We start from the raw sequence: 26,222 nt of genomic DNA, 5'->3' as shown, positions 1-26,222 counted from the left end.
GAACAGGCTTACGGCGATAGGCATAAGTATGCACTACTCCGTATGAAACTCAAAACCCGTCGGGGATCGGCTTCCGGATACGACTGTGGGCCCGGTCGGAACCGGGCCCACAGGGGGTGCTGTCTACCGCGTCGCCTACTGCGCCTTCGCCTGGGCGAGTTGCATCAGGTGGTCGGCGAGCGCCTGGCCGCCGGACGGATCCCGGCTGATCAGCAGCACGGTGTCGTCGCCGGCGATGGTGCCGATGATCTCGAAGACCTCGGCCTGGTCGATCGCCGAGGCGAGGAACTGCGCCGCGCCCGGCGGGGTGCGCAGCACCACCAGGTTGCCGGAGGCGGTGGCGGAGACCATGAGCTCGCCGGCCAGCCGGGCCATCCGGCCCTCGGTGGCGGACTCCCCCATCGGCGCGCGCGGGGTGCGGTCGCCGCCCTCGGCCGGGACGGCGTAGATGAGCGCGCCGTCCCGGTTGCGGATCTTCACCGCGCCCAGCTCGTCCAGGTCCCGGGAGAGGGTGGCCTGGGTGACCACGAGTCCGTCGTCGGCGAGCAGCTTGGCGAGCTGGCTCTGCGAACGCACGGGCTGGCGGGTGAGCAGGTCCACGATCCGCCGGTGGCGCGCGGTGCGGGTCTGCGGGACCTGCGGCGTCGGGCCGGCGGCGGGTTGGCCGGAGTTGGGAACGGTCATGTGATTATTCTCCCGGACTACGCTCGGTTCGCATCGTCCGGGGCGTCCGGGGCATCCCCGCGGACCGACCGGAGGACGGCCGGCAGTGCGGCGAGGAAGGCGTCCGCCTCCTGCTCGGTGAGCACCAGCGGCGGCGCGAGCCGGACCGCGTCCGGAACGGCGGCGTTCACCAGGAAGCCGGCCTCCTGCAGTCCGGCCTGGACCTCGGCCGCCACCGGCTCGGTGAGCACGATGCCGAGCAGCAACCCGGCCCCGCGCACGTGCGAGACCAGCGGGTCGCCGATCGCCTCGACGCCGAGCCGCAGCCGCTCGCCGGTCTTGCGGACATGCTCCAGCAGGCCCTGGGACTCGATGGTGTCGAGCACCGCGAGCGCGGCCGCCGCGACCACCGGGTTGCCGCCGAAGGTGGTGCCGTGCTGGCCGGGGGTGAGCAGCTCGGCGGCCTCCCCGAAGGCGAGCACCGCGCCGATCGGCAGGCCGCCGCCGAGCGCCTTGGCGAGCGTGACGACGTCCGGCTCGACGCCCTCGACGGCCTGGTGGGCGAACCAGTGGCCGGTGCGGCCGATGCCGGTCTGGATCTCGTCCAGGATCAGCAGGGTGCCGGTGGCGCGGGTGATCTCGCGGGCGGCGGTGAGGTAGCCCTCGGGCAGCGGGATCGCGCCGTTCTCGCCCTGGACCGGCTCCAGGAAGACGGCGGCGGTCTCGGTGGTGACGGCCGCGCGCAGCGCCTCGACGTCGCCGAACGGGACGTGCGTGACGTCGCCGGGCAGCGGGCGGAACGGGTCCTGCTTGGCGGGCTGGCCGGTGAGCGCGAGGGCGCCCATGGTGCGGCCGTGGAAGGCGCCCTCCAGGGCGACCACGTGGGTCCGGCCGGTCCGGCGGCTGATCTTGAAGGCGGCCTCGTTGGCCTCGGCGCCGGAGTTGCAGAAGAACACCCGGCCGCCGGGGCGGCCGTCCAGCCGGAGCAGGCGCTCGGCGAGGGCGATGGTCGGCTCGGCGGTGAACAGGTTGGAAACGTGGCCGAGGGTGGTGATCTGCCGGGTGACGGCCTCGACGATCGCCGGGTGGGCGGTGCCGAGGGCGTTGACGGCGATGCCGCCGAGCAGGTCGGTGTACTCCTTGCCGTCGGCGTCCCAGAGCTTGCTGCCCTCGCCGCGGACCAGCGGGATCCGGGGGGTGCCGTAGTTCTCGGTGAAGGCGTGCCGGTAGCGCTCGGTGAGGCCGGTGTTGCCGGTCGGCTGAGCGGTACCGGTCGGCTGGGCGGCGCTTTTCGGCTGGGCGTCGTGGGTGGTCACGTCGTTGGCGGTCATGCGAGTCCCCCAGTCACGGTCGGTTCGTCGTCCGGCACGACCATCGTGCCGATCCCCTCGTCGGTGAAGATCTCCAGCAGCAGGCTGTGCGGCACCCGGCCGTCCAGCACGCGGGCGGTGCCGACGCCGGAGCGGACGGCGCGCAGGCAGCCCTCCATCTTGGGCAGCATGCCGGTGGCCAGCTCGGGCAGCAGCCCCTCCAGCTCGTCCGCGCTGAGCTGGCTGATCACGTCGTCGGAGTGCGGCCAGTCCTTGTAGAGGCCCTCGACGTCGGTGAGCACGACCAGCATCTCGGCGCCGAGCGCGACCGCGAGGGCCGCGGCGGCGGTGTCGGCGTTGATGTTGTAGACGTGGCCGTCGGCGCCGCGGGCGATCGAGGAGATCACCGGGATGCGGCCGTCCGCGATCAGCGCCTTCACGGCGCCGGCCTCGATGTTGACGATGTCGCCGACCAGGCCGATGTCGACCTGCTCGCCGTCGACCACCGCGTACCGCTTGACGGCGGTCATGGTGTGCGCGTCCTCGCCGGTCATGCCGACCGCGAACGGGCCGTGCTCGTTGAGCAGGCCGACCAGCTCGCGCTGGACCTGACCGGCCAGCACCATCCGGACCACGTCCATGGTCTCGGGGGTGGTGACCCGCAGGCCGTTGGTGAAGGAGGACTCCAGGCCGAGCTTGTCGAGCTGGGCGCTGATCTGCGGGCCGCCGCCGTGCACCACGACGGGGTGCAGGCCGGCGTAGCGGAGGAACACGACGTCCTGGGCGAAGGCGGACTTCAGCTCGTCGTCGACCATCGCGTTGCCGCCGAACTTGATGACGACGGTCTTGCCGTGGAAGCGCTCCAGCCACGGCAGGGCCTCGATGAGCGTCATGGCCTTGGGCAACGCGGTGTTGTTGCGGGCCTGTTCGCCCTTGGGTGCGATCTGCACGGGTGGTGTCCCTGGGGTCTCTGGTCCGGGGCCGGCTCAGGTGGAGTAGGCGCTGTTCTCGTGCACGTAGTCGGCGGTGAGGTCGTTGGTCCACAGGCTCGCGGCGGCCTCACCGGCGTTGAGATTAGCGGTGATCACGACCTCGCGGCCGGTCATGTCGACAAGATCACGGTCCTCCCCCACGCTGCCGTCGCGGCAGACCCAGACGCCGTTGATGGCGACGTCGAGGCGGTCGGGGTCGAAGGCGGCGGCGGTGGTGCCGATCGCGGCGAGCACCCGGCCCCAGTTGGGGTCCTCGCCGTGGATGGCGCACTTGAGCAGGTTGTTGCGGCCGATCACCCGGGCGACCTCGACGGCCTCCTCCTCGGTGGCGGCGCCGGTGACGTCGATCCGGATGTCCTTGCTCGCGCCCTCGGCGTCGCCGATCAGCTGGCGGGCGAGGTCGGCGCTGACGGTGCGGACGGCCTCGTCGAACTCGGCCCGGTCCGGGGTCACCCCGCTGGCGCCGGAGGCGAGCAGCAGCACGGTGTCGTTGGTGGACATGCAGCCGTCGGAGTCGATCCGGTCGAAGGTGGTGCGGGTGGCGCCGCGCAGTGCCTCGTCCAGGGCGGCGGCGTCCAGGTCGGCGTCGGTGGTGAGGACGACCAGCATGGTGGCCAGCGAGGGGGCGAGCATGCCCGCGCCCTTGGCCATGCCGCCGACCGTCCAGCCGGCCGGGCTGGTGACCTGGGCGGTCTTGTGGACGGTGTCGGTGGTCTTGATGGCGATCGCGGCGGCCTCGCCGCCGGTGGCGCTCAGCGCGGCGGCGGCGGTGACCACGCCGGGCAGCAGGACGTCCATCGGGAGGCGGACGCCGATCAGTCCGGTGGAGGCGACCGCGACCTCGCCGGCGTTGAGCTTCAGCTCGGCGGCGACCTGCTCGGCGGTGGCGTGGGTGTCCTGGAAGCCGAGCGGGCCGGTGCAGGCGTTGGCGCCGCCGGAGTTGAGGACCACGGCGGAGACCAGGCCGCCCTTGAGGACCTGCTCGGACCAGAGCACGGGGGCGGCCTTGACCCGGTTGGCGGTGAAGACGCCGGCGGCGGCGAGCGAGGGTCCGTCGTTGACCACCAGCGCGAGGTCGGGGGCGCCGGAGGCCTTGAGGCCGGCGGTGACGCCGGCGGCGCGGAAGCCCTTGGCGGCGGTCACACCAAGGTTCTGATGGTCGGTCACGTCGGCGTTGCCGGTCACGTCGGCGTTGCTGGTCACGGTGCGACTCCGTTCACGGGAAGGCCCAGCTCCTCGGGGAGGCCGAGGGCGATGTTCATGCTCTGCACCGCGCCGCCGGCGGTGCCCTTGACCAGGTTGTCGATCGCGCTGATCGCGACGATCCGCCCGGCGGCCTCGTCCAGGGCGACCTGGACCAGGGCGGCGTTGGAGCCGTAGACACTGCTGGTCTGCGGCCACTGCCCCTCGGCCAGCAGGTGGACGAACGGCTCGTCGGCGAACGCCTCGGCGTAGGCCGACCGCAGGTCCTCGGCGGTCACGCCGGGCTTCGCCTTGGCGGAGCAGGTGGCCAGGATGCCGCGCGGCATCGGGACCAGGGTCGGGGTGAAGGAGACCGAGACCGGCTCGCCCGCGAGCGGGGTCAGGTTCTGCGACATCTCCGGGGTGTGCCGGTGGACGCCGCCGACGCCGTACGCGCTGACGCTGCCCATCACCTCGCTGCCGAGCAGGTGGGTCTTGGCGGCCTTGCCCGCGCCGGAGGTGCCGGAGGCCGCGACGATCACCGCCTCCGGCTCGGCGAGGCCGGCCGCGTACGCGGGGAAGAGCGCCAGCGAGACGGCGGTCGGGTAGCAGCCGGGGACGGCGATCCGATTGGAGCCCTTGAGCGCGGCGCGGTGGCCGGGCAGCTCGGGCAGGCCGTACGGCCAGGTGCCGGCGTGCGCGGAGCCGTAGAACTGCTCCCAGTCGGCGGCGGCCTTGAGCCGGAAGTCGGCACCGCAGTCGACGACCAGCACGTTCGCGCCGAGCGCCTCGGCGACGGCGGCGGACTGGCCGTGCGGCAGCGCCAGGAACACCACGTCGTGGTCGGCCAGCACCTCGGGGGTGGTGGGCTCCAGGACCCGGTCGGCGAGCGGCAGCAGGTGGGGCTGGAGCAGACCCAGCCGGGTGCCCGCGTTCGAGCCGCCGGTCAGCGCCCCGATCTCCACCTCCGGGTGGCCGAGCAGCAGGCGCAGCACCTCACCGCCCGCGTACCCGCTCGCGCCGGCGACGGCGACTCGCAATGCCATGGCGTTCCTCCTTCGTCGGAGCATGAATATACGCAGCACGGAACATTCATGCAAGGAGTACCGGGAACCCGGCCCGCCCGGGGGCTTGTTAGCCATTTAGCCAATCTGCTAAACACTTTCCCATGACCGAACCCCACGACGACAGCGGGGTCTTCCGGGCGCTCGCCGATCCCACCCGGCGGCAGATCCTGGAGGACCTGCGCGGCGGCGAACTCGCGGCCGGGCGGATCGCCGGCCGGTTCTCGATCAGCGCGCCGTCGGTCTCCCGGCACCTCGGGGTGCTCAAGGCGGCCGGACTGATCACCGAACGCCGGGACGGCAACCGGATCCTCTACGCGCTGGCCGAGGACCGCCTGGCGGCCAGCGTCGGCCGCTTCCTCAGCGCGGTCTGCCCCGAGCAGATCGTGCTCCGGCACACCAAGTGGCGCCCGGGCACCCGGGCCGACGAGAAGGAGACCGAGGCATGACGGGCCTGCGGCAACCACGGCTGGCCAGCGTCGTCGAACGCCGGCTGCTGGTGAACTACCGGGTCGACCCCGAGACGGCCGCCCGGCTGCTCCCCGCGCCGCTGCGCCCGCAGCTGGTGCGCGGCCACGCCGTCGCGGGTCTGTGCCTGGTGCGGCTCGGCCGGGTCCGCCCGGCCTGGGCGCCCGGCTCGCTCGGGCTGCGCAGCGAGAACGCCGCGCACCGGATCGCCGTCGAGTGGGACGGGCCGGACGGCGTCGAGACCGGCGTCTACATCCCGCGCCGCGACACCGGCTCCCGGCTGAACGCCTGGGCCGGCGGCCGGATCTTCCCCGGCGAGCACGGCCGCGCCGACTTCACCGTCGAGGAGAGCGCCGAGCGGCTGCGGGTCGCCTTCGCGACCCGGGACGGCTCGCTGCGGGCCGAGGTCGCCGTCGACCTCGCCGCCGAACTGCCGGAGAGCCGGCTGTTCGACGGCCTGGCCGAGGCCTCGGACTTCTTCCGCTGCGGCTCCCGGGGGTTCTCGGCGACCCGGGACGGCGGCGTCCGGCTGGACGGCATGGAGCTGCACACCGACGCCTGGCGGCTGGAGGCCTGCCGGGTGGAGTCGGCGGCCTCGTCCTTCTTCGACGACCCGGCGAGCTTCCCGCCGGGCAGCGCCGAACTGGACTGCGCGCTGGTCATGCGGGACGTGCCGGTGGCCTGGGCTCCGCTCCCGGCGATGGCCGTCAGCGCTTGACGGCCCGCAGCACGACGAACTTGGCGTTGCCCGCGACGGTCTGGCAGTTGCCGAACAGGCGGCGCAGCTTGACGTGGTAGCCGAGGTGCCGGTTGCCCACCACCCAGAGCTCGCCGCCCTGGCGCAGCGCCCGCTTGGCGCCGGTGAACATCCGCCAGGCCGTCGCGTCGGTGGTGGCCTGGTGCGAGTGGAACGGCGGGTTGTTGAGCACCAGGTCCACCGAGCCGGCCGGGACCGCGTCGGCGGCGAGCGCGTCCGCGGTGAGGAACTCGGCGGGCGCGTCCGGCCCCAGGTTGCCGCGGAAGGTCTCCTCGGCGGAGGCCACCGCCTGGTGCGACTCGTCGACGAACACCAGCTCCGCGCCCGGGGCGGCCAGCGCCACCGCGGTGCCGACCACGCCGTTGCCGCAGCCCAGGTCGACCACCCGGTCGCCGGGGGCGGCGGTGGGCAGGTGGGCGAGGAGGAACCGGGTGCCGATGTCGAGGCGGTCCGCGCAGAAGGTGCCGGCGTGGTTGACGACGGTGCGCCCGGAGGCCGGGCCGATGTCGCCGGGCAGGGCGTAGCGGTGCGGCCACGGGTTGGGGCCGGGGTCGGCCGAACCGTCCGGGGCGCAGAAGATCAGCCGGGCCTTGCGGACGGCGAGCGAGGTGCGGGTCGGGCCGAGCAGGCGCTCGAACAGCCGGAGGGTGGAGGTGTGGATCTCGGTGACCATGCCGGTGCCGATCACCACGGTGCCCGGGTGGACGGCCGGGGCGAGCCGGTGCAGCTGGTCCTCCAGCAGGGCGAGGCTCTTCGGGACGCGCACCAGCAGGACGTCGATCCGCTCGGGCGGGGTGTCGCGGGTGGTGAGCAGGCGGGCGGCGGCGGGGTCGGCGCCGGCCCGGGCCAGGTTGGCGCGGGTGGCCTGCTGGGCCAGGTGCGAGTCGCTGATCTGGGTGGGCCGGTGGCCCGCGAGCGCGGTGGTGAGCGCGGTGGTGAGCGCGCCCCAGCGGTCGCCGAGGACGGTGACGGCGCGGCCGGTCAGGTCGAGGGCCTCGCCCTGGGCGGAGTCGGCCTCGCCGGCCAGGTGCCGCAGCAGGTACTCGTCGGCGGCGTCCCAGGCGCGCAGCAGTTCGCGCGGGTCCTCCGGGTAACGGGTGAGGTCGAGGTCGCCCCAGGGGGTGGGGAAGGAGGTCGCGGCGGCGGGCGTGGGGAGGCGGTTCATCGTCCGCCCAGGCTAGCCGACCGGCAGCGGGGCCGGTGCCGGGCTCGGGCGCCGGGCGCGGGCCGGGGTCGGGCGCCGGGCTCCGGTGCCGGTCGCGGGCGCCGGGCGCGGGCCGGGGTGGCGGCCGATACTGGAAGGGCCCGACGGAAGGGGCGAGGCCATGGACTGGAAGCTCGAAGTGGTGGTGGTCCCGGTGGCGGACGTCGACCGGGCCAAGCTCTTCTACGAGGAACAGGCCGGGTTCACCGTCGACCACGACACCCGGATCCGGGACGGGGTGCGGGTGGTGCAGCTGACGCCGCCCGGCTCCAGCTGCTCGATCGTGGTGGGCACCGGGCTGACGGAGGCGCCGGCCGGGTCACTCAAGGGGCTCCAGCTGGTGGTGCCGGACATCGACCGGGCGCACGCGGAGCTGCACACGCGGGGCGTGGAGGTCAGCCCGGTGCAGCACTTCGAGGCGGGCGCCCGGGTGGACGGCCGCGGCGGGGCGTGGAACTCGTTCGTCTTCTTCAACGACCCGGACGGCAACGGCTGGGCCGTGCAGGAGGCCCCGGGACGGCGCTGACCCCGGCCGCGCTCTGGGTAGGCTCGGGGGATGGTCGAAGACGAGGGAAGCGTCCGGGTGGACAGCTGGATCTGGTCGGTGCGGCTGGCCAAGACGCGGTCGGCCGCGGCGGCGGCCTGCAAGGCCGGGCACGTGCGGGTCAACGGCGAGCGGGCCAAGCCGGCGCAGGCGCTGAAGCCGGGCGACGAGGTGCGGGTGCGCCAGGAGGGGTACGAGCGGGTCGTCGTGGTGACCAAGCTGATCCGCAAGCGGGTCGGCGCGGACGTCGCGGCGGAGTGCCTGGTGGACAACAGCCCGCCGCGCCCGCCGCGCGAGCTGGTCGCGGCCCCCGGCGTCCGCGACCGGGGCGCCGGGCGGCCCACCAAGCGCGACCGCCGCGACCTGGAGCAGCTGCGCCGGAAGTAGCCGGACCGGAAGCGGTCAGGACGCGGCGAGGGTGTCGGTGCGGACCTGGGCGAGGAAGGCGTCCAGGTTCAGCACCGTCCGGGCGATCTGGTCCTCCAGCGGCAGCGACTCGTCGGGCCGGGTGACCGAGGCGGACTTCTTGCGCCCGCGCACGTACAGCGAGCAGGCGAGGTCGGCGCAGATGTAGGTGCCGACGGTGTTCCCCTCCCGCCCGGCCGCCCCGGCCCGCCGCGCGGTGAGCAGCGCGACGCCGGACCCCGCGTGGGCGGTGACGCACAGCGAGCACACATTGGTCTTGGTCATGCTCCGCCGGAAGGACGGCACCCGCAGCGTGACCCCGACCAGCTCGCCCCGGTGCTCGGCCACCAGGTACGCCCGGTCGGGCGCCCCCTGATCCCGCCAGCCGAGGAAGTCCAGCTCCTCCCACGGCAGTTCGGCCAGGCCCCGGGGCAGGTTGAGCCGACGGGCCTCGCCCTTGGAGCAGTTGACGAAGGACGCGCGGATCTCGGTCTCGTTCAGGGGTCGCATACGTCGCAAACTAACACCGCCCCACCACCCCCGTCGCCCGGTTTTCGGCTCAGGACTTGAAGGCGACGCCGGCGTAGGCGGAGACGGCCTGCCAGCCTTCGGGGAGGTCGGTGGTGCGGACGTGGCCGGGGGTGGGGCGCCAGAGGGGGAGCTGGACGAGGCCGGGGCCGGTGAACTCGAAGTCGCCGAAGAAGGGTTCGACGGCGGCGCGCGGGCGCAGGACCAGCGGGGCGCTGGCGCTGCGGTAGATGCGGGTGCCCTCGTCGGCGCTCTCCCGGGAGGCGAAGTCGGGGCTGCCGTGGGAGAGGATCAGCGCGCTGCCGGGGGCGAGGGCGTCCCGCAGGGTGCGGACGATCCGTTCGGCGCCGTCCTCGTCGCGGATGAAGTGCAGGACGGCGACCAGCATCAGGGCGACCGGCTCGCGCAGGTCGATCGCGGCGCGCAGGCCGGGGTGGTCGAGGATCGCCTCGGGTTCGCGCAGGTCGGCCTCGATCACCGAGGTGTGGCCGGCCGGGTGGCTGGCGAGCAGGGCGCGGGCGTGGGTGGCGACGATCGGGTCGTTGTCGACGTAGACGACGCGGGCGGCCGGGGCGACCCGCTGGGCGACCTCGTTGGTGGAGCCGACGGCGGGGATGCCGGTGCCGATGTCCAGGAACTGGCGGATTCCCTGTCCGGCCGCGAATTCGACGGCGCGGCCGAGGAATTCGCGGTTGGTGCGGGCCAGCAGGCGGAGCGCCGGGTAGGCGGCGATGGCGGCCTCGGCGGCCTTGCGGTCGGCCTCGAAGTTGTCCTTGCCGCCGAGGTAGTAGTCGTACATCCGGGCGGTGTGCGGGATGCCGGTGTCGAGTTCGGTCGGGGGCTGCCAGTCGCCGGCGCGCGCCCACTCCCAGTCGGCCGCTATCGTGCCGGTCACCGTGGTGTCCTCGGTCATCTTCCCCGCCCCCTGATTTTTTGGCTTTTCTCCCCGTGCACCGTGCGGCCGGTGGGCCCGGTGGGCGGCGGCCGCCGCGTGGTGCGCCGCGATCGTAACCGACGAAGGCCTTGGAAATACCGGTAGTTCAGGTTTCCGCAGCATTCGAACAATGGTGTGTGTGCACGTCAATGGCGGTGTGCCGGGCCTGGCCCGACACCCGTCGGCCGGCTGCGCCGCCGGTCGCCGCCCGCCCGCGCCGTCTCTATGCTGGCTGCCGATGACTGCCGATCGGCGCACCGTCCTGCGCTCCACCGCCAAGCTGGCCGCCCTCGCCGCCGCCGGCGGGCTGCTCACCGCCTGTGGCGGGACCGGGCACCGCCGGACCGATCCGGGACCGTTCGCGGTGCACCCCGGGACGTCCGGGCCGTCCGGCACCGTCGATCCGGCCTGGGCCGCCGGCGAGGGTCCCGCCGCGCCCGAGCCCACCGCGACCGCCGCGCCCACGGCCGAGGCCACCGCCACCGCCGCCCCCACCGCGCCGCCCGCCCCGCCGGTGCTGCCGCCACTGGCGCCCGGCACCCCGTTCGAGGTGGCGTACGGGCCGCGCACCGGCCGCAACGTCGCGCTGACCTTCCACGGCAGCGGCGACCCGAAGCTGGCCACCGCCCTGCTGGAGATCGCCGAGCAGCGCGGGGTCGGCCTCACCGTGATGGTCGTCGGCAGCTGGCTCGACCAGCAGCCGCAGCTGGCCCGGCGGATCCTGGACGGCGGCCACGAACTGGGCAACCACACCCAGAACCACCAGAACATCTCCGCGATGACCCCCGACAAGGCGCGCGCCGAGATCGCCCAGTGCGCGGAGCGGCTGCAGCGGCTCACCGGCTCGATCGGCCGCTGGTTCCGACCGTCCGCCGCCCAGTACGCCACCCCGATGGTGCGCGATCAGGCGAAGGCGGTCGGCTACGAGCACGTGCTCTCCTTCGACGTCGACCCGCGCGACTACGGCGACCCGAGCGCCGCCGAGCTGCAGCGCCGGGTGCTCGGCTCGGTGCGCGGCGGCTCGGTGGTCGCCCTGCACCTGGGCCACCAGTGCACGGTGGACGCGCTGCCCGCGATCCTGGACGGCCTCGGCAAGGCGGGCCTGACCCCGGTGACCGCCAGCCGCCTCTGCGCGTAGCGGCGGGCCCCGGGCGGTCAGCCCATCGGGTCCTCCGGCCCGTACGGGCGCAGCCGCAGCGTGCGGGCGTCCGCCCCGCGGATCTCCTCGGCCCGGCGGACCAGCTCGCCCAGGTCGTCCCGCCCGGCGTGGATGAACCGCCCGTGCAGCGCGTCGAAGCGCCCGCGCGCGGCGTCCACGGTGACGGCCACCATGTACGGGATCGAGCCCCAGGTCTTCATGTCCCGGAACATCGGCATGCCGGCCGTCATGTCGGTGGCCACCGCGCCGGGGCTGATGTCGAGGATCACCACGTGGTGCTCGGCGAGCGAGTCGGCGAGGTTGTCGGAGAGCTGGAGCAGCGCGCCCTTGGAGGTCGCGTACGCCGTGTAGCGGCCGTCGGGGCGCAGCGCGAAGCCGGAGTTGAGGTTGACGACCCGGCCGCGGCCGCGCTGGACCATGCCGGGCAGGACGCAGCGCAGCAGGTTGTAGGGGCCGCGCAGGTTGACCTCGACGACCTGCCACCACTGGTTGACGTCGGTCTCCCAGAGCGGCACCTCGGAGCGGTCGATCTGGCCGGCGTTGTTGACCAGCAGGTCGACCGGGCCGAGGTCGCGCTCGATCACCCGGACCGCCTCGCGGACCGAGCCGGGGCGGGTGACGTCGGCGGTCACGGCGACGCCGCGGGAGCCGTGCCGCACGCACTCCTTGAGGGTCTCGGTGAGCGTCTCGTGGGTGCGGCCGACCAGGCCGACGGCCATCCCCTCGGCGGCCAGGCCGACGGCGATCTCCCGGCCGATCCCCCGCCCGGCGCCGGTGACCAGGGCGACCTGCCCCGTGAGCGATCCCGTCGGCATCCCGTGTGTTCCCTTCGCCAGTCCGTCGACCGCCTGCCGCCGGACCCCGCGGGGGTCCCGCTCCCGGGCCGTCCCGCATTCTGTCCGGCGGCGGGCGGGGCGGTGCCGGGAGCGGCGCGCGACGCGGACGGGCCCACCCGTTCGGCGCAGCCCGACGACCGGCGGTTCCGCCCCCGGTCCGGCGAGGTCGGAGCCGGGGAGGGGATGACCTACTGGCCGGTACGGAGTAGTAACGTCGTCGGGGCGGTGCACCGGTCCGCACATACCGGTGCTCCCAACCGCTGAACAGCAGCTTGCTGGGCCATTTGTCGCTGGGCGACCCCCAGCACCACCGAAGGGCAACTGAGTGAGTGACATCGCGCGCGTCGGAGTGATCGGCTGCGGCCTGATGGGGTCGGGCATCGCGGAGGTGTTCGCCCGGGCGGGGCTGCACGTGCTGGTCTCCGAGGCCAGCGGGGAGGCGCTGGAGTTCGGCCGCGCCCGGCTGACCAACTCGCTGGACACCGCCGTGAAGCGCGGCAAGCTGACGATCGAGCAGCGGGACGAGGCGCTGTCCCGGCTCGCCTTCACCGTCGACCTGGCGGACTTCGCCGACCGTGACCTGGTGGTCGAGGCGGTCGCCGAGCGCGAGGACATCAAGGTCAAGATCTTCGAGACGCTGGACCGCGTGGTCGAGCGCCGGGACGCGATCCTCGCCTCCAACACCTCCTCGATCCCGATCGTGAAGCTGGCCGCCGCCACCTCCCGCCCGGAGCAGGTGATCGGCCTGCACTTCTTCAACCCGGCGCCGGTGCAGAAGCTGGTCGAGGTGATCCCCACCCTGACCACCTCCGCGGCCACCACCGAGCGGGTCGAGACCTTCGCCACCGAGGTGCTCCACAAGGAGCCGATCCGCGCCCGCGACCGGGCCGGCTTCGTGGTCAACGCGCTGCTGGTGCCGTACCTGCTCTCCGCGGTGCGGATGTTCGAGTCGGGCGTGGCCACCGCCTCCGACATCGACAAGGGCATGGAGGCCGGCTGCGCCCACCCGATGGGTCCGCTGCGGCTGTGCGACCTGATCGGCCTGGACACCATCGTGTCGATCGCCGAGTCGATGTACGACGAGTACAAGGAGCCGCTGTACGCCGCTCCCCCGCTGCTCTCCCGGATGGTCGACGCGGGCCTGCTCGGCCGCAAGTCCGGCCGCGGCTTCTACGACTACACCGCCACCGCGACCGCCTGAGCACGGACGTGACGGAGCCCGGGAGCGTGTCCTGCTCCCGGGCTCCTGGATGCCACCCAATTGCTGCGCACCGGCACGTTTAAGGGTGTGGGTCAGTCTCACAGCATTCGCTCTGCCATTAAAGCTACCGCGCCATGGGAGAGGCGCAGACGGGAGTCGAACCCGCAACCTAATGCTTCAAGCACACACCCGGTCGATCCGGCGCTCGGCGGCGAATGCTGAAATTAGAGCGAGAGTCTGAGTTTCACGGGGCGCCTCTGCCATTGGGCCACCCCGGCACGTGGTGCCGGGGGGAGGATTCGAACCTCCACCTCTCCCCGATATCAGCTTCAACCTCAGTTTCAGCTTGCGCTCTTCGCGCCACCCCCGGTCTCACCCGGGGGCGATCATGGGGCTACCCGAACAGGTAGCCGAACACCGCGTCGCCGACCCGCCGGTCGGTGACCTCGGCGCCGTTGGCCTCCTCGCGGGCGAACTGGACGGCCTGCTGGAGCTTCTCGACCCGCTCCAGGAGCTCGTTCACCCGCCGGGCCGGGAGGGCGCCGGAGAACTTCACCGTCGTCCAGTACCCGATCGCGACGTCCTCGTAGTAGACCTCGACCTGTGCCGGGTGCTTCTCCGTCGCCTCGGCCTTGACGTGGTTGCGCGGGACCTTCTTCGTCCGGAGGGTGCGCACCGCCTCGGTCTTCCAGGCGTCGGTGGACGGGTCGTGGCTCCAGGCCTCGGCCGCGTCAAGCACCGGCAGCTTGCGGACGAAGGTGCGCAGGTCGACCAGCTGCTTCTCCAGGAAGAGCAGGTAGGTGACCGGCGCGTCGGCGACCAGCGTGCGACCGTCGACCACCACGTCGGCGCGGGCCTCGGTGTTGGCCCAGTCCTTGGTGGCGGTGACGTCGAACAGCCGGGTGAGGGTCGCGGCGGTCGCCCGCAGCACGTCCTCGGCCTTGACCTGGACACGGGTGGACTCGGGGGGCAACTGCTCGCCCTCCTCGTCCTTCGGCTGGTAGGCCCGGGAGATGCCGGCCAGCAGCGCGGGCTTCTGCAAGTCCTGGTGGGACTGCGTCAGCTCCTGGAAGGACTTCGACTTGACGCCCTTTTCGACGGCGATGATCTGGTTCAGCTTTGCCACGTCGGGGACGCTACCAGCGCACGCGTTCGAGCGTCACCCGAATATCGCGACGGCGGGAGGCCCCCCGATCCGAGCGCGCCTCCCGCCACCGCTTCATGGTGCTCCGTCAGCTGTTGATGGCGTAGCTGTCGCCGTAGACCTTCCACTTCAGCGGCGGGTTGAGGTCGAAGTTCTTGGCGTTCAGGAAGACCAGCTGCTCGGTGTCGACGCGGCTGGTGTCGGAGTGCGCCTCCTCGTGCTTCATGGCGACCTTGCGGGCCTCCAGGAAGGCCTTGAGGTAGGTGGCCTCGTCGCCGCCCTGGGCGGGGCTCTTGGCCTTCTTCAGGGCGGCCTTGCGGATGCCGCCGAAGCTGTCGGCGCCGTCGCCGGGGCCGTGCATGACGATGGCGTCGTAGTAGGCGAACTGGCCGAGCGCGCGCAGGCCGTCGGCCTTGGCCTGGTTGACCGCGGGGTTGAAGTAGACGCGGTCGCGCTCGTCGTTCTGGGCCTGCTGGAAGACGGTGTCCTTGGCGGCGGTGGCCCAGTCCTTCTCGAAGGCGGAGCCGAGGCCGGCGTGCGACTCGGTGCCGTTGACCTTGCGCAGCGCCGGGAGGTACTTGGCGAGGACGTTGCCGGGCTTGAGGTCGGTGTAGTGCTCGACCAGGTCGAGCATGTCGCCGGTGCCGGAACAGAAGCCGATGATGCCCGCGGTGTAGCCGCGGCCGTCCTTGATGTCCTCGATGTACTTGTACTGGGCCTTCCAGTCGAGCGAGGAGTTCTCGGCGCTGGACACCAGCTGCATGGCGATGTCCTTCTTGTGCGGGTCGTCCAGGCCGACGGCGGCCACCCGGACGGTGCCGGCGGGGGCCGCGGCCTGGGCGGCTCCGGCGGCGGCCACGGTGGCCGGGGCGGCGACCAGCACGGCGGCGAGGGCGATCCGGACGGTGCGGTGCTTGAGGCGCATCTGACGCTCCGTTTCCCTGGTCCGGGCAGGAGGATGCCCGGGGCTCACGAGGAATTAGGAAAGTTTCCTAACTTGATTGAAGCGTTCACGCCCACTCCGGCGCAAGGGTCTTGCCCGTAGAGGCACGCGAAAGGCCCCGACCGGGAAACCCGGTCGGGGCCTCGTGAACCGCGAGTGCCGGTCAGGCGCCGCGCAGCACCGCGCCGGTGCGGGCGGTCGCCTCGGCCACGGCGGCCTCGCGGGCCGCGCCGGCCTCCTCGGCGGTCAGCGTCCGGTCCGCGGCGCGGAACCGCAGCGCGTACGCCAGCGACTTCTTGCCCTCGCCGACCTGCTCACCGGTGAAGACGTCGAACAGCCGGATCGCCTCCAGCAGCTCGCCGGCCCCGGCGCGCAGCGCGGCCTCCACGTCGGCGGCCGGGACGGCGGCGTCGACGATCAGCGCCACGTCCTGGGTGGCCACCGGGAAGCCGGAGACCGGCGGGCCCGAGACCCGCTCGGCGCCGTCGGCGGTCAGCAGGTCGAGGTCGAGCTCCATCGCGCTGGTGCGCTCCGGCAGGCCGAGCGCCTTGACGGCGCGCGGGTGCAGCTCGCCCGCGTGGCCGACCACCCGGTCGGTGCCGGCCACGACCAGCTCGGCGCAGCGGCCCGGGTGCCAGGGCAGCAGCCGGCCCTGGCGGACGGTCAGCTCGACGCCGGCGGCGCGGGCCACCGTACGGGCGGCCTCGACCGCGTCGGCCCAGCCCGCCCCGGTGCCCTTGCCCCACCAGCCGGAGGGCAGCCGCTCGCCGGCCAGCGCGACGGCGACCCGGCGCGGCTGGTGCGGCAGCGCGGCGTCCAGCGCGGCCAGCTCCTCGTCGCTCGGACGGCGGTCGACGGCCGGGCGCGGCGCGACCGACAGCTCGTCCTTCGGCAGGAAGACCGTGCCGGTCTCGAAGACCGCCAGGTCGGTGTTGCCGCGGCCGACGTTGCGGCGCAGCGCCCCGAGCAGGCCCGGCAGCAGCGTGGTGCGCAGCGCCGGCTCCTCGTCGTTGAGCGGGTTGACCAGCTTGACGGTCCGGCGGCGGCGGTCGTCCTTCTCCAGGCCGAGCGCCTCGAACGCGGCCTCGCCGACGAACGGGTAGTTGTTGACCTCGACGTAGCCGGCCCCGGCCAGCGCCACGCCGACCCGGCGGTGGGTCCGCTGGGCCTCGGTCAGGCCCTTGCCCGGCGGCACGGTGGGCATCCGGGCGGGCACGTTGTCGTAGCCCTCGAGCCGGATGACCTCCTCGGCGAGGTCGTACGGATCGGTGAGGTCGGGACGCCAGGTCGGCGGGGTGACCTCCAGGTGGTCGGCGCCCGCGACCGAGCAGCCGATCTCCTGCAGGCGCCGGGTGACGGTCTCGCGGCCGTACTCGGTGCCGGCCACCCGGTCGGGCAGGTCGGCGGCGATCAGGATGGTGCGCACCGGGTGCGGGGCGGCGATGTCGGTGACACCGGCCTCGGCGGTGCCGCCGGCGATCAGCACCAGCAGGTCGACGGCGCGCTGCGCGGCGGCGCGGGCGGCCTCCGGGTCGACCCCGCGCTCGAAGCGCTTGGACGCCTCGGACGGCAGCTTGTGCCGCTTGGCGCCGCGGGCGATGGCGACCGGGTCGAAGTGCGCCGCCTCGATGATCACCTCGGTGGTGCCCGGGCCGGCGGCCGGGTCGAGGATCTCGGTGGAGGCGCCGCCCATGACGCCGGCCAGGCCGATCGGACCGCTGTTGTCGCAGATCAGCAGGTCCTCGACGGACAGCTTGCGCTGGACGCCGTCGAGCGTGGTGAGGGTCTCGCCCGGCTCGGCCCGGCGGACCGTGATCGGGCCGCTCACGCGCTGCTTGTCGTAGGCGTGCAGCGGCTGGCCGACCTCCAGCATCACGTAGTTGGTGATGTCGACGGCGAGCGAGATCGGGCGGATGCCCGCCTTCTGCAGCCGGCGCTGGAGCCAGATCGGGGACTTGGCGGCCGGGTCGAGGCCCACCACGGTGCGGGCCACGAAGCGGTCGCAGCCGGCCGGGTCGTTGACCTTGACCAGGTAGCCGAAGGAGTTGGCCGGCGGCACGTCGAGCAGCGCCGGGTCGGCCAGCGGCAGCCCGTACGCGGCGGCGGCCTCACGGGCCACGCCGCGCATGGACAGGCAGTAGCCGCGGTCCGGGGTGACGGCGATGTCGAGCACCTCGTCGACGAGCTGGAGCAGCTCGATGGCGTCGGTGCCGGGCTCGAACTCCGGCGGGAGCACGATGATGCCGTTGTGGTCGTCGCCCATGCCCAGCTCGCGGGCGGAGCAGATCATGCCGGCCGAGGTGTGGCCGTAGGTCTGCCGGGCGGCAATCGGGAACGGGCCGGGCAGCACGGCGCCCGGGAGCACGACGACGACCTTGTCGCCGACCGCGAAGTTGGTCGCGCCGCAGACGATCTCCTGCGGCTCGCCGGTGCCGTTGGCGTCGCCGACGTTGACGAAGCAGTGCCGGATCGGCTTCTTGAAGCCGGACAGCTCCTCGATGGAGAGCACCTCGCCGACCACCAGCGGGCCCTTGAGGTCGCCGCCGATCTGCTCGACGGTCTCGACCTCCAGGCCGGCCCGGACCAGGCGCTCGGCCACGTCACGGCCGGTCTCGCCGGCCGGCAGGTCGACGTACTCGCGCAGCCAGGAAAGCGGGACGCGCATCAGATCTCCATCCCGAACGGGAGGGTGAAGCGGACGTCACCCTCGACCATGTCGCGCATGTCGGCGACGTTGTGACGGTTCATCAGGATCCGCTCCAGGCCCAGGCCGAAGGCGAACCCGCTGTAGCGGTTGGGGTCCACGCCGCAGGCGACCAGCACCCGCGGGTTGACGACGCCGCAGCCGCCGAGCTCGATCCAGCCCTCGGAGCCGCAGGTGCGGCAGGGCTTGTCCGGGTTGCCGACCGACTCGCCCCGGCAGACGAAGCACTGCAGGTCGATCTCGGCGCTCGGCTCGGTGAACGGGAAGTAGGAGGGCCGCCAGCGCAGCTCCAGGCCGTCGCCGATCAGGGTCGAGACGAGCTGCTCGATGGTGCCCTTGAGGTCGGCGAAGGTGATGCCCTCGTCCACGGCCAGGCCCTCGACCTGCCGGAAGACCGGGGTGTGGGTGGCGTCCAGCTCGTCGGTCCGGTAGACCCGGCCGGGGCAGACGACGTAGACGGGGGGCTCGCGGTCGAGCATGGTGCGCGCCTGGACCGGGGAGGTCTGGGTGCGCAGCACCACGCCGGAGTCGGCGGAGCCGTCCGGGGCCTGCACGAAGAAGGTGTCCTGCATGGACCGGGCCGGGTGGTCCGGGCCCAGGTTGAGGGCGTCGAAGTTGAGCCACTCCGCCTCGACCTCGGGGCCCTCGGCGACCTGGTAGCCCATCGCCACGAAGGTGTCCTCGATCCGCTCGGCCAGGGTGGTCAGCGGGTGGCGGGCGCCGCGCGGGGCGCGGTCGTACGGCAGCGTGACGTCCACCGCCTCCTCGACCAGCACGCGCGCGTCACGCTCGGCCTCCAGTTCGGCCTGCCGCCTGGCGAGCGCCTGGTTGACGGCGCCCCGGGCCTGGCCGATCAGCTTGCCGGCGGCGGCCTTGGCGTGCGGGGGCAGGGCGCCGATCTCGCGGTTGGCGAGGGAGAGCGCGGAACGGTCGCCGGTGTGGGCGACCTTGGCCTGCTTCAGCTCGTCGAGGCTGGTGGCGGCGGCGAACGCGGCGACGGCCTCGTCCCGGGCCGCCTCCACCACCTCGGGCTTGAGGGCCTCGACCTCGACCGGGTCGTACGACTTGTTGGGTGCCGACATCTCTATCTTTCCCGTGCTCCTGCTCGTCCGTACTCAGGTAAGGGGGCTCGTTCTTCGCGTCACGCCCGGCGTGGCCGGGGCACGGGCAACCCCGCCTCGGTACTCGGGAGGGGGTGTCCGCGGCACGGCCGCGCAGGGCGTTCCACAACGCCAAAGGTCGAGTGTAGTCGCAGCGCGTAGCGCGGCTGCCGTGAAGCCCTGCCGGAAAAGACTTCAGAGCATGCTCTGCTCGTCGTTCCTGCTCTTTCAGAGCATGAAGTCGGGGATCCCGGCGGGCAGGATAAATCGGAACCGGGCCCCGCCGCCGGGCGCCCGGTCGACCCGGATCGAGCCGCCGTGCGCCTCCACGATGCCCTTCACGATGTACAGGCCCAGGCCGGTGCCGCCGCGCTTGGAGCCGCGCCAGAAGCGGGTGAAGACGCGCGGCATCGACTCCTCGGGGATGCCGCTGCCTTCGTCGCTCACGGTGACCGCTGTGCCTTCCACGATGCGGGGCGGGGTGCCGGGGCGCTCCCAGACGGGTGCCTCGACGACCTCCTTGGCCGGTGCCACCTCGATGGTGACAGTTCCCTCGCCGTGCCGCACCGCGTTTTCCAGCAGGTTGCCGAGCACCTGGTCGACCTTGTCCGGGTCGGCCCACAGCACGGTCAGCGGCTCGCTGACCCGGATGTCGAAGCGCTCCTCGGGGATGCCGGTGGCGACCTTGCGCTCGACGTGCCGGCGGACGGCGGCGGCCAGGTCGACCACCTGCTTGCGCAGCTCCAGCCGGCCCGCGTCGATCCGGGAGATGTCCAGCAGCTCGGCGATCAGCCGGGTGACCCGGTCGGCGTCGGCGTCCACGGTCTCCAGCATCAGCCGCTTCTGCCCGTCGGTGAACCGCTCCCACTTGGCGAGCAGGGTCGCGGTGAAGCCCTTGACGCTGGTGAGCGGCGAGCGCAGCTCGTGCGCGACGGTGGCGATCAGCTCGGCGTGGCTGCGCTCGGTGCGGCGGCGCGCCTCGGTGCCGCGCAGGGCGATCACCAGCCGCTCGACCGGCCCCCGGGGCCACCGGCGGACGTACCGGGCGGAGACCAGCACCTCACGGCCGCCGGGCAGCAGCAGGTTGCGCTCGGGCTGGCGGGTGCGGATCGCCAGGCCGCCGTACGGGTCGGTCAGCTGCCACCAGCGGCGGCCGTCGAGGTCCTCCAGCGGGAGGACGTCGGCCAGCTCGCTGCCGAGCGCGGCCTCCGGGTGCACGCCGGTGAGCCGGGCGGCGACGCGGTTGAAGCAGACCACCCGGCCCCGGGCGTCGGCGACCACCAGGCCGTCCGGCAGGTCGTCCGGGTCGAGCTCTGGCCCGCTGCCGACCATGGGTGTCCTCCCCGATTACCCACCGTGTCTTTCCCCCCACCGAGGCAGACCCTAGCGTCTCCCAGCCCCTCGTAATAGGGCCTGCGGCGACTTCGGGGGGCGCGGGGCGCGTCTTGCGGATCGGCCCGGGTCCGCGACGCCGGGACGCGCCTACCCGGCGCTTCGGCAGCCGCCGGGCGAGCGCTGGGCCCGGGCGGAGGCGTAGAGGCAGACCGCGGCGGCGGTGGCCAGGTTGAGGCTCTCGGCGTGTCCGTGGATCGGGACGCGCACGACCTCGTCGGTGAGCGCCCGGGTCTCCTCCGGGAGCCCCCACGCCTCGTTGCCGAACACCCACGCGCCGGGCGCGCCCAGGGTGCCCTCGTCGAGCTCCTGGTCGAGGTCGCGCTCCCCCGCGCCGTCGGCGGCGAGCACCCGGACGCCGGCCTCGCGCAGCTTCCCGATCGCCTCCTCGACCGGCACGCCGACCGCGACCGGGAGGTGGAACAGGCTGCCGACCGACGCCCGGACCGCCTTCGGGTTGTAGAGGTCCACCGAGGCGTCGGTGAGCACCACGGCGTCCGCGCCGGCCGCGTCGGCGGTGCGCAGCACGGTGCCGGCGTTCCCGGGGTCGCGGACGTGCGCGAGCACCGCGACCAGCTTCGGGCGGGCGGCCAGCACCTCGGCGAACGGGGTGTCGATGAAGCGGCAGAGCGCGACGATGCCCTGCGGGGTCACCGTGTCGCAGATCCCGGCGATGACCTCGTCGGTGGCGGTGAGCACCGGCAGGCCCTCGTCGAGGGCGGCCCCGACGATGCCCGCGTGCCGCTCGGCGGCCTCCGGCGTGACGTAGACCTCGACGACCGCGTGCTCGCCCGAGCCCGGCAGCCGCCCGAACGCGACGGCCTCGCGGACGGCCTGCGGGCCCTCGGCGAGGAAGCGGCGCTCCTTGCCGCGCTGGCTCCGCTTGGCAAGCCGACGGGCGGCGACCACCCGGGGCGAGCGCAGGGAGGTGAGCAGGGGGGTGTCGGTGCTCGGCATGATCTCGTCTCTTGTACAGCCGCGAAACGGGGGGAACGCAAAACCGGACCCGCAGGATCGAGCCTGCGGGTCCGGTCAGCTCAACTCAACTGATCCAGGAAGATCAGGCGGCGTTCGCGGCGGCCTTCGGGGCGTTCACGTCGGCCGGCAGCGCCTTCTGGGCCACCTCGACCAGGGACGCGAAGGTGCCCGGGTCGTTGACGGCCAGGTCGGCCAGCATCTTGCGGTCGATCTCGATGCTGGCGGCCTTCAGGCCCTGCACGAAGCGGTTGTAGGTGATGCCGTTGGCACGGGCCGCAGCGTTGATGCGCTGGATCCACAGCTGACGGAAGTCGCCCTTGCGCTTCTTGCGGTCGTTGAAGTTGTAGACCAGCGAGTGGGTGACCTGCTCCTTGGCCTTGCGGTACAGGCGCGAGCGCTGGCCGCGGTAGCCGCTGGCGCGCTCCAGGATGACCCGGCGCTTCTTGTGGGCGTTGACTGCCCGCTTGACGCGTGCCACTTGATTACTCCTTGGGTTGGACCACGGACTACTTCACGTGGTCCGTCATTCGAATGGGTCGGGAAGGATCAGCTGCCCCGCACTCGGCTCGCGCCGGGCGGGAGGGCGATCACTTGCCGAGAAGCTTCTTGATCTTCTTGGCGTCGGCGGGGGCCAGCTCGACCGTCCCGGCCAGCTTGCGGGTCAGCGTCGAGGGCTTGTGCTCCAGGAGGTGGCGGCGGCCGGCGCGCTCGCGCAGCACCTTGCCAGAGCCACTGATCTTGAAGCGCTTGCTGGCGCCACTGTGCGTCTTCTGCTTCGGCATTTCGCCGTATCTCCTCGTCGGTCCGTCCACGCCCGCGCGGTGTGCGCCGCACGGGCGTGAAGGATGGATCTGCGGTGACCGGGCGGGGCGCCCCGTCACCCTGGTGGCCGGTCTCCCGGGCGCTCCTGGCCGGTGAAGGCTCAGGCGCCCTGGGAGGCCTCGGCCGGCTGCTCGACGGGAGCGGCGGCCTCGGGGGCCTCCGCCTCGTCGGCCTCCGTCTCGGCGGCGTCGTCCGCCTCGGCGGCGGCGTCCTCAGCCTCGAGCGCGGCGTTCTCGGCCTCGAGCGCGGCGTCGTCGGCCGCGGCGTCGGCGTCGTCGGAGCCGACGGTGCGGCCCTGACGCTCGGCCTTGCGGGCGTCGGCGAGCGCGCGGGCCTCGGCCATCGCCTCGGTCTTCTTCTTGTGCGGGCCGAGAACCATGATCATGTTACGGCCGTCCTGCTTCGGCGAGGACTCGACGAAGCCCAGGTCCTGGACGTCGTCGGCGAGCCGCTGGAGCAGACGGAAGCCCAGCTCGGGGCGGGACTGCTCACGACCGCGGAACATGATCGTGATCTTGACCTTGTCGCCCTGCTTGAGGAACCGGACGACATGACCCTTCTTGGTGTCATAGTCGTGCGGGTCGATCTTCGGCCGGAGCTTCATCTCCTTGATGACCGTGTGCGCCTGGTTCTTGCGCGCCTCACGGGCCTTCATGGCCGACTCGTACTTGAACTTGCCGTAGTCCATGAGCTTGCACACCGGCGGCCGGGCGGTCGCCGCGACCTCGACCAGGTCGAGGTCGTACTCCTGCGCGAGCTCCAGCGCCTTGGCAAGCGGCACGATGCCGACCTGCTCGCCGCTGGGACCGACGAGTCGCACCTCGGGGACGCGAATCCGGTCGTTGATGCGGGGCTCGGTGCTGATGGGGCCTCCTCGGTTGCACCTTCTGCGATGCGGCCGTCGGACGGCGGACGCACGTAGTGGACTCGACCACTGGGCGGGGCTTCATTCGTGCTGCGCTGTTGCCGGCTCCAACTGGCCGTCCACACCGCGACACGAAAAAAGCCCCGCTCGGTACAAGCGGGGCTCCACACAACCGGGGGCGACGCCCGGTGAGGGGCGCTGCGGCGACCGTCGGCACACTGGGCGCCCGTCGCGGACCGGACCCGTCGACCGTGAGGACGATCGGGTGGGAGACTTTCGCGGTTGCCCTCTCGGGCCTCCTGGGTGGAGCCTCCTCTTGCTGGCCGGGCTTCCGTGAGGACGCCTGGCCGGTCAGTCTCGAAGCTTACAGCGCCGGGCCCTCGAACGCCATTCCGCCCCGGTGTGCCCCTCCTTGTACGCTCCCTGTGTACGGACACCGGCACGACGGAAGAGCCCCCCTTGAGCAGCGAGCCCACCCAGAACCCCGCCGCGGACGACGAGGCGATCGGCTTCGACGACCTCACCCGGGACATCGCCGAGGTCCCGGCCGTCGAGGTGATCACCACCGTCGCGGTGCACCTGATGAGCGCCGCCGCGGTCAAGTGCGGTCTCGCCGAGGGCGGCGAGAAGGACAAGGACCTGGACGAGGCCCGGAAGCTGATCACCGCGCTGGCCGGGCTGGTCACCGCCGGCGCCCCGGAGATCAGCAACTTCCACGCCGCGCCGCTGCGCGACGGCCTGCGCTCGCTCCAGCTGGCCTTCCGCGAGGCCTCGCTCGTCCCGGACGCGCCGGGCACCGGCCCGGGCGAGAAGTTCACCGGCCCGGTCTACTCCTGAACCCTTGAGTGACGGAGGGGAACATACTCGCGCGAGTATGTTCCCCTCCGTCGTCTCCTGCTACCGCTGGTGCAGCGGCTCGCCCGGGAGCTGCGCGTCGGCCGGCAGCACCGCCAGGTTCAGGCCGCGGTCCAGCCGGACCCGCAGCACCGGGTCGGCGGCGACGGCCTTGCCGACCCGCTGGGCGGCCTCCTGCACCCCGGCCTGGTCCAGCGCCTCGTCCAGCACCACCGCGAGCAGCCCGTCCGTGTCCTGGTACGGCGCGAGCACACCGCGCACCACGGCCGGCTCGGCGGCCAGCAGCGCCCGGACCGCCTCGCGCACCTCGGGGTCGGCGGCCGGCGGCAGGTAGGGCCGGTTCTCCGCCAGCGCGCGCAGCCGGGCGCCGGACAGCTGGAACGCCACCGGGCCCGCCGGGTCGATCAGCAGGGTGTCGGCGCGCTCGGAGAAGGCGACCATCGCGGCCTGCGGGGCCGCCACCGGCGCCGGGCGGGCGTCGGCCCGCCAGCGGGCCAGGCTCGCCAGCGAGGTGAAGGCGGGCAGGGCGCGGCGGCCGTCGGCGGCCTCGACCACCGGCACCGCCATGTCGCTGGACTTGTCGTGCTTGTGCCCGTGCTCGTCCACCTCCACCTCGCCGAGGATCGCCACGATCGGCACCATCAGCCGGGTGGGCGTCAGCGCGGCGAGCACCTCCGGCTCGGCCGCGCGGTCCCGCTCCCAGCGGGCGAGCGCGGCGGTCAGCGCCGGGTCGGCGGTGCCGTCGTCCTCGGAGAAGCCGGGGTTCGGGATGCTCTTGCCGACGAACGCCGGGTTGGAGAAGTCTTTGCGGTCCACCCGGTCGACCCTATGCCAACGCCCGCCCGTCGCCCCACGGACCGAAGGTCCCCCGTCCATCCCCTACCCGTCGGTAGTGCGATGTGGCAGTCTGCGCCCATGGCCACGCTCGAAGCCGCTGCCCGCACCGTGCCCGCCCCCTCGCCGGCCGCCGACCGCGCCCGGTACGACCGGGCCACCGCCCACCTGGACGGCCCGGTGGCCGTCGTCGACCTGGCCGCCTTCGACGCCAACGCCGCCGACCTGGTGCGCCGGGCCGCCGGCAAGCCGATCCGGGTCGCCAGCAAGTCGGTGCGCTGCCGGGCGCTGCTGGAACGCGCGCTGGCGATGGACGGCTTCGCCGGGGTGATGGGCTTCACCCTCGCCGAGTCGCTCTGGCTGGCCCGCTCCGGCCTGCGCGACATCCTGCTCGCCTACCCGTCGACCGACCGCGCCGGCTTCGCCGAGCTGACCGCCGACCCGACGCTGGCCGGCGCCGTCACCGTGCTGCTGGACGACCCCGCCCAGCTGGACCTGATCGACGCCGCCCGGACGGGCTCCGCCGAGGTGCGGGTCTGCCTGGAGCTGGACACCGCGCTGCACCTGCTCGGCGGGCGGGTCCGGGTCGGCGCCCGCCGCTCCCCGCTGCGCACGCCCGAGGACCTCGCCGCCTTCGCCGAACTGGTGCAGCGCCGCCGGGGCTTCCGGGTGGTCGGGCTGATGGCCTACGAGGGCCACGTCGCCGGGGTCGGCGACGCGGTGCCCGGCCGCCCGCTGCGCTCCCGGCTGATCCGGCTGATGCAGGACCGCGCCCGCACCGAACTCGCCGAGCGGCGGGCCGCGACGGTCCGGCTGCTGCGCCGGGTGGCCGAGCTGGAGTTCGTCAACGGCGGCGGCACCGGCAGCGTCGAGTCCACGGTGGCCGAGCGCGCGGTGACCGAGGTGGCGGCCGGCTCCGGCCTGTACCAGCCGCAACTGTTCGACCACTACCGGGCGTTCCGGGGCCGGCCGGCCGCGCTGTTCGGCCAGCCGGTGGTCCGCCGGCCCGGGGTCGGCGTGGTGACGGTGCTCGGCGGCGGCTACCCGGCGTCCGGCGCGGCCGGCCCGGACCGCTCCCCCGTGCCGTATCTGCCGACCGGGCTGCGCTACGACCCGATGGAGGGCGCGGGCGAGGTGCAGACCCCGCTGCTCGGCGCGGCCGCCGACGACCTGCTGATCGGCGACCGGGTCTGGTTCCGGCACGCCAAGGCGGGCGAACTGTGCGAGCGCTTCCCCGAGTTGCACCTGATCGAGGGGGACGCGGTGGTGCGCACCGTGCCGACCTACCGGGGCGAGGGCCGGACCTTCCTCTGAGCTGCGCGGTTCCACCGGCGCGAC

General features: G+C 73.3%; 27 protein-coding genes. 8 read left to right on the top strand and 19 right to left on the bottom strand.

Translation table 11 applies throughout. The features are described 5' to 3' along the window. Positions 1–135: 135 nt before the first annotated feature. The 5 genes from AB0N76_RS19490 to argC all read right to left on the bottom strand — a co-directional run bounded on the left by AB0N76_RS19490 (position 136) and on the right by argC (position 5,193). Entirely contained in the window at positions 136–684 is a 549-nt protein-coding gene (locus tag AB0N76_RS19490) for an arginine repressor (protein WP_363558711.1), read from the bottom strand. A 17-nt stretch (positions 685–701) separates the two neighbouring features. Beyond that, positions 702–1,994 carry an acetylornithine transaminase gene (locus AB0N76_RS19485; RefSeq protein WP_363558710.1) on the bottom strand — a complete coding sequence of 431 codons (1,293 nt, stop codon included), beginning with the start codon at positions 1,992–1,994 and terminating at the stop codon, positions 702–704. After that, on the bottom strand, positions 1,991–2,866 hold the full coding sequence (argB, locus tag AB0N76_RS19480; protein ID WP_363558730.1) for an acetylglutamate kinase: 876 nt from the start codon (positions 2,864–2,866) through the stop codon (positions 1,991–1,993). Before argB ends, AB0N76_RS19485 begins: the two co-directional genes overlap by 4 nt. 93 nt (positions 2,867–2,959) lie before the next feature. Then, on the bottom strand, positions 2,960–4,132 hold the full coding sequence (gene argJ / locus AB0N76_RS19475; protein WP_363558729.1) for a bifunctional glutamate N-acetyltransferase/amino-acid acetyltransferase ArgJ: 1,173 nt from the start codon (positions 4,130–4,132) through the stop codon (positions 2,960–2,962). 32 nt (positions 4,133–4,164) lie between these two features. After that, positions 4,165–5,193: an N-acetyl-gamma-glutamyl-phosphate reductase gene (gene argC, locus AB0N76_RS19470; RefSeq protein ID WP_363558709.1), complete on the bottom strand. Its 1,029-nt coding sequence runs from the start codon at positions 5,191–5,193 to the stop codon at positions 4,165–4,167. Positions 5,194–5,315: 122 nt separating this feature from the next. On the opposite strand from argC, the gene AB0N76_RS19465 reads away from it, so the two are divergent. Further along, a complete protein-coding gene (locus tag AB0N76_RS19465; protein WP_363558708.1) occupies positions 5,316–5,660 on the top strand; it encodes a metalloregulator ArsR/SmtB family transcription factor in 345 nt (114 codons plus the stop codon). Between the two features lie 5 nt (positions 5,661–5,665). Then, the gene (locus tag AB0N76_RS19460) at positions 5,666–6,397 is read left to right on the top strand and encodes a DUF2071 domain-containing protein (protein ID WP_363558728.1); all 732 of its coding nucleotides are present in this window, start codon (positions 5,666–5,668) and stop codon (positions 6,395–6,397) included. Here AB0N76_RS19460 and AB0N76_RS19455 read toward each other — a convergent pair. After that, entirely contained in the window at positions 6,387–7,601 is a 1,215-nt protein-coding gene (locus tag AB0N76_RS19455; protein ID WP_363558707.1) for a methyltransferase, read from the bottom strand. The genes AB0N76_RS19460 and AB0N76_RS19455 overlap by 11 nt on opposite strands. Before the next feature lie 160 nt (positions 7,602–7,761). Here AB0N76_RS19455 and AB0N76_RS19450 point away from each other — a divergent pair, with 160 nt between their 5' ends. Both AB0N76_RS19450 and AB0N76_RS19445 read left to right on the top strand, forming a co-directional pair. Continuing rightward, positions 7,762–8,166, top strand: coding sequence for a VOC family protein (locus AB0N76_RS19450; RefSeq protein WP_363558706.1), 405 nt, complete (start codon positions 7,762–7,764; stop codon positions 8,164–8,166). A 30-nt stretch (positions 8,167–8,196) separates the two neighbouring features. Then, complete coding sequence (locus tag AB0N76_RS19445; RefSeq protein WP_363558705.1) at positions 8,197–8,571, top strand: RNA-binding S4 domain-containing protein; 375 nt, start codon at positions 8,197–8,199, stop codon at positions 8,569–8,571. 15 nt (positions 8,572–8,586) lie between these two features. Here the strand turns inward: AB0N76_RS19445 and AB0N76_RS19440 are convergent, their stop codons facing one another. Both AB0N76_RS19440 and AB0N76_RS19435 read right to left on the bottom strand, forming a co-directional pair. Next, positions 8,587–9,099: an FBP domain-containing protein gene (locus AB0N76_RS19440; RefSeq protein ID WP_363558703.1), complete on the bottom strand. Its 513-nt coding sequence runs from the start codon at positions 9,097–9,099 to the stop codon at positions 8,587–8,589. 49 nt (positions 9,100–9,148) lie between these two features. After that, entirely contained in the window at positions 9,149–10,030 is an 882-nt protein-coding gene (locus AB0N76_RS19435) for an SAM-dependent methyltransferase (RefSeq protein WP_363558702.1), read from the bottom strand. 259 nt (positions 10,031–10,289) lie between these two features. Here AB0N76_RS19435 and AB0N76_RS19430 point away from each other — a divergent pair, with 259 nt between their 5' ends. Continuing rightward, positions 10,290–11,189 carry a polysaccharide deacetylase family protein gene (locus AB0N76_RS19430; RefSeq protein ID WP_363558701.1) on the top strand — a complete coding sequence of 300 codons (900 nt, stop codon included), beginning with the start codon at positions 10,290–10,292 and terminating at the stop codon, positions 11,187–11,189. Between the two features lie 17 nt (positions 11,190–11,206). Here AB0N76_RS19430 and AB0N76_RS19425 read toward each other — a convergent pair whose 3' ends face one another. Continuing rightward, positions 11,207–12,025, bottom strand: a complete 819-nt coding sequence (locus AB0N76_RS19425) for an SDR family oxidoreductase (protein WP_363558700.1) — start codon at positions 12,023–12,025, stop codon at positions 11,207–11,209. Between the two features lie 346 nt (positions 12,026–12,371). Between AB0N76_RS19425 and AB0N76_RS19420 the strand changes: the two genes are divergently transcribed. Beyond that, positions 12,372–13,247 carry a 3-hydroxybutyryl-CoA dehydrogenase gene (locus tag AB0N76_RS19420; protein ID WP_363558698.1) on the top strand — a complete coding sequence of 292 codons (876 nt, stop codon included), beginning with the start codon at positions 12,372–12,374 and terminating at the stop codon, positions 13,245–13,247. Positions 13,248–13,641: 394 nt separating this feature from the next. On the opposite strand, the gene AB0N76_RS19415 is transcribed toward AB0N76_RS19420, so the two are convergent. The 9 genes from AB0N76_RS19415 to infC all read right to left on the bottom strand — a co-directional run bounded on the left by AB0N76_RS19415 (position 13,642) and on the right by infC (position 23,195). Further along, a complete protein-coding gene (locus tag AB0N76_RS19415; protein ID WP_363558697.1) occupies positions 13,642–14,373 on the bottom strand; it encodes a hypothetical protein in 732 nt (243 codons plus the stop codon). Positions 14,374–14,479: 106 nt separating this feature from the next. Beyond that, a complete protein-coding gene (locus AB0N76_RS19410; RefSeq protein WP_363558696.1) occupies positions 14,480–15,316 on the bottom strand; it encodes a chitosanase in 837 nt (278 codons plus the stop codon). Between the two features lie 181 nt (positions 15,317–15,497). Beyond that, entirely contained in the window at positions 15,498–17,999 is a 2,502-nt protein-coding gene (gene pheT / locus AB0N76_RS19405) for a phenylalanine--tRNA ligase subunit beta (protein ID WP_363558694.1), read from the bottom strand. Next, complete coding sequence (gene pheS, locus AB0N76_RS19400) at positions 17,999–19,120, bottom strand: phenylalanine--tRNA ligase subunit alpha (RefSeq protein WP_363558693.1); 1,122 nt, start codon at positions 19,118–19,120, stop codon at positions 17,999–18,001. Before pheS ends, pheT begins: the two co-directional genes overlap by 1 nt. A 246-nt stretch (positions 19,121–19,366) precedes the next feature. Beyond that, the gene (locus tag AB0N76_RS19395) at positions 19,367–20,470 is read right to left on the bottom strand and encodes an ATP-binding protein (RefSeq protein WP_363558691.1); all 1,104 of its coding nucleotides are present in this window, start codon (positions 20,468–20,470) and stop codon (positions 19,367–19,369) included. Between the two features lie 150 nt (positions 20,471–20,620). Continuing rightward, positions 20,621–21,487, bottom strand: coding sequence for an RNA methyltransferase (locus tag AB0N76_RS19390; protein ID WP_363558689.1), 867 nt, complete (start codon positions 21,485–21,487; stop codon positions 20,621–20,623). 103 nt (positions 21,488–21,590) lie between these two features. Next, positions 21,591–21,986, bottom strand: a complete 396-nt coding sequence (gene rplT, locus AB0N76_RS19385; RefSeq protein ID WP_363558688.1) for a 50S ribosomal protein L20 — start codon at positions 21,984–21,986, stop codon at positions 21,591–21,593. Positions 21,987–22,095: 109 nt separating this feature from the next. After that, positions 22,096–22,290 (bottom strand): 50S ribosomal protein L35, encoded by a 195-nt coding sequence (gene rpmI, locus AB0N76_RS19380; RefSeq protein WP_030055648.1) that lies wholly within the window; start codon positions 22,288–22,290, stop codon positions 22,096–22,098. 140 nt (positions 22,291–22,430) lie between these two features. Continuing rightward, positions 22,431–23,195 carry a translation initiation factor IF-3 gene (gene infC / locus AB0N76_RS19375; protein WP_363558727.1) on the bottom strand — a complete coding sequence of 255 codons (765 nt, stop codon included), beginning with the start codon at positions 23,193–23,195 and terminating at the stop codon, positions 22,431–22,433. Between the two features lie 459 nt (positions 23,196–23,654). Between infC and AB0N76_RS19370 the strand changes: the two genes are divergently transcribed. Beyond that, the gene (locus AB0N76_RS19370; RefSeq protein WP_363558687.1) at positions 23,655–24,032 is read left to right on the top strand and encodes a DUF1844 domain-containing protein; all 378 of its coding nucleotides are present in this window, start codon (positions 23,655–23,657) and stop codon (positions 24,030–24,032) included. A 60-nt stretch (positions 24,033–24,092) separates the two neighbouring features. Here the strand turns inward: AB0N76_RS19370 and AB0N76_RS19365 are convergent, their stop codons facing one another. Next, positions 24,093–24,866, bottom strand: coding sequence for an SseB family protein (locus AB0N76_RS19365; RefSeq protein ID WP_363558686.1), 774 nt, complete (start codon positions 24,864–24,866; stop codon positions 24,093–24,095). 99 nt (positions 24,867–24,965) lie between these two features. Between AB0N76_RS19365 and AB0N76_RS19360 the strand changes: the two genes are divergently transcribed. Further along, positions 24,966–26,198 carry an amino acid deaminase/aldolase gene (locus AB0N76_RS19360; protein WP_363558685.1) on the top strand — a complete coding sequence of 411 codons (1,233 nt, stop codon included), beginning with the start codon at positions 24,966–24,968 and terminating at the stop codon, positions 26,196–26,198. Positions 26,199–26,222 lie beyond the last annotated feature (24 nt).

The sequence above is a fragment of the Kitasatospora sp. NPDC093806 genome, assembly GCF_040683335.1.
Classification (GTDB): Bacteria; Actinomycetota; Actinomycetes; order Streptomycetales; family Streptomycetaceae; genus Kitasatospora.
Note: the sequence above shows the minus strand (reverse complement) of the source record. Positions and strands in the feature narration are given on the sequence as shown.